Annotated in this window: 2 protein-coding genes; both read right to left on the bottom strand. The window is 72.6% G+C overall.

Annotated elements, in window-relative coordinates; all coding sequences use genetic code 11:
• Nucleotides 1-1,536: type I polyketide synthase (locus tag AWZ10_RS40365; RefSeq protein WP_208618640.1), on the bottom strand; the 1,536-nt coding region annotated here is incomplete at its 3' end.
• Nucleotides 1,537-1,661: 125 nt separating this feature from the next.
• The coding region (locus AWZ10_RS40360; RefSeq protein ID WP_060893554.1) for a type I polyketide synthase at nucleotides 1,662-2,842 on the bottom strand (1,181 nt) is incomplete at its 5' end.

Here is a 2,842-nt window from a genome sequence, read left to right as displayed (position 1 = left end):
GGGGTGGGCGCGGACGTGGGCGGCCAGGCGGGCTGCCTGGTCACGCAGCGCGGCCGCGGTCCTGCCCGACACCGTCCACGGCACCACGGGCAACGCGACCCGCTCGGCGTCCGCCGGCTGGTCCCCGTCGCCCTCGGGGAGGGTGTCCTCCGGCGCCGGAGCCTGCTCCAGGACGATGTGAGCGTTCGTACCGCTCACCCCGAACGACGACACACCAGCCCTGCGCGGTCCTTCACCGTCCCACGGACGCGACTCCGTGAGCAGCCGGACCTCACCGGCGGACCAGTCCACATGTGAGGTCGGCCGGTCGACGTGCAGGGTCTTCGGCAGCATGCCGTGCCGCATGGCCTGCACCATCTTGATGACACCCGCGACACCGGCCGCCGCCTGCGTGTGACCGATGTTGGACTTGATCGAACCCAGGTACAGCGGCCGGTCCTCCGGCCGGTCCTGGCCATAGGTGGCCAGCAGCGCCTGCGCCTCGATGGGGTCGCCCAGCGTGGTGCCGGTGCCGTGCGCCTCGACGACGTCCACGTCACGCGGCGTCAGCCGGGCGTTGGCGAGGGCCTGCTGGATGACCCGCTGCTGCGAGGGCCCGTTCGGAGCGGTCAGACCGTTGGACGCACCGTCCTGGTTGACCGCCGAACCCCGCACCACCGCGAGCACGTCGTGCCCGAGCCGACGGGCGTCCGACAGCCGCTCCACGAGCAGCATGCCCACGCCCTCCGACCAGCCGGTGCCGTCGGCGGCGTCGGCGAACGGCTTGCACCGGCCGTCGGCCGCGAGGCCCCGCTGCCGGGAGAACTCCACGAACGTGCCCGGCGTCGCCATCACCGTCACACCGCCGGCGAGCGCATACCGGCACTGGCCGGTGCGCAGCGCCTGGATCGCCCAGTGCAGGGCGACCAGCGACGACGAGCACGCCGTGTCCACCGTCACCGCCGGGCCCTCCAGGCCCATGGTGTACGACACCCGGCCCGAGGTGATACTGCCCGCGTTGCCGTTGCCGATGAAACCCTCGAGGTCCTCGGGCACGTCCCGCAGCCGGGCCACGTGGTCGTGGTACATGAGCCCCGCGAACACGCCGGTCTGCGAACCGCGCAGCGAGACCGGGTCGATTCCCGCCGACTCCACGGCCTCCCACGCGGCCTCCAGCAGCAGACGCTGCTGCGGGTCCATCGCCAGCGCCTCACGCGGGCTGATCCCGAAGAACGCCGGGTCGAAGTCCGCGGCGCCGTACAGGAAACCGCCCACGTTCGTGTAGGAGGTGCCCGGGCGGTCCGGGTCCGGGTCGTACAGGGCCTCCAGGTCCCAGCCGCGGTCCTCGGGGAACGCCGACATCTCGTCCCGGCCCTGCGCGACCAGGTCCCACAGGCCGTCCGGGTCGGTGATGCCACCCGGGTACCGGCAGGCCATACCGACGATGGCGATCGGCTCGTGTGCCGCGTCCTGGACCTGCTGCAGCTTTTCGCGGGCCTGCTTCAGCTCTCCTGCGGCACGCGCCAGGTATTGACGGAACTTGTCCTCGTTTGACATTGGGCCCTCGCTGAGTTCTGTGTGCTGACGCGTTGACGAAGTGGGTGGGCCGGCACTGAGCCGGGCAGGCCGTCCCACGGCCCGCGGGCATGACTGCCCGCGGGCCGTGGGACGGAAGGGAACGCTCAGATGCCGAGGTCCCGGTCGAAGTAGTCGAAGATCTCGTCGTCCGAAGCGGACAGCAGCGTGTCCTCGATGTCGGGAGCACTCTGCGTCCCGGCGCTCCCGGTGTGCTTGGCGAGCACCGCCCGCAGCCGGTCCCGCACCCGGTCGACGTCGTCCTGCTCCGGGGAGAGTTCCGACAGCAACTGCTCCAGGCCGTCGATCTGCTGGAACAGCCGGTCGGCCGCCGACTCCGGCTCCGGCAGGATCTGCTGCCCCAGGAACTCCGCGAGCAACGCCGGGTTCGGATAGTCGAACACCAGCGTCGTGGGCAGCTTCAGACCGGTGATCTCACCCAGCCGGTTGCGCAGCTCGACCGCGATCAGCGAGTCGAAGCCCAGCTCGGCGAAGGACTGATCCGCCTCCAGGGCGCTCCCGGAAGCGTGGCCGAGCACGGCGGCCACCTCCTCGCGCACCACGGTGAGCAGCGTCTGCCGCTGCTCCTCGGGCTGCTGCGCGAGCAGCCGCTGCAACAGGTCCGGCCCGAAGGACGCGGAGCCCGCCGCCGCGGCGGAGCGTCGCACCGCCGGAACCAGCGACCGGAACAGCGCGGGCACCGCCGCACCACCCCTGGTCATGTCCAGGCGCATCGGCAGCAGCACGGCGTGCCCGGTCCGCCCGGCCGTGTCGAACAGGGCCATGCCCTCGGCGGTTTCGAGGGCGGTCACTCCACCGCGCGCCATGCGGGACCGGTCGGTGTCGCTCAGCTCCGACGTCATCCCACTGGCCTGCGCCCACGCACCCCACGCGAGGGACTGCGCGGGCAGCCCGGCCGCCCTGCGGTGCTGGGCCAGCGCGTCCAGGAACGCGTTGGCCGCCGCGTAGTTGCCCTGGCCGGGCGCGCCGACCACACCGGCCGCGGAGGAGAACAGGACGAACATCTCCAGGTTCGCGTCCGCGGTGAGCCGGTGCAGATGCCAGGCCGCGTCGACCTTGGGCCGCAGCACGGCGTCCACCCGCTCGGGGCTGAGCGACGTCAGCACGCCGTCGTCGATCACACCGGCGACGTGCACCACACCGGTCAGGGGGTGCTCGCCCCCGATCCCGGCCAGGAGCGCGGCGAGCGCCTCGCCGTCCGCGGCGTCACACGCCTCGACGCGCACGGACGCGCCGAGCGCCGTCAGCTCCGCGGCCAGCTCCCGCG

It is taken from the genome of Streptomyces europaeiscabiei (genome assembly GCF_001550375.1).
Lineage (GTDB): Bacteria > Actinomycetota > Actinomycetes > Streptomycetales > Streptomycetaceae > Streptomyces > Streptomyces europaeiscabiei.
The sequence above is the reverse complement of the archived record's forward strand: the minus strand, read 5'-3'. Positions and strand labels throughout refer to the sequence as shown.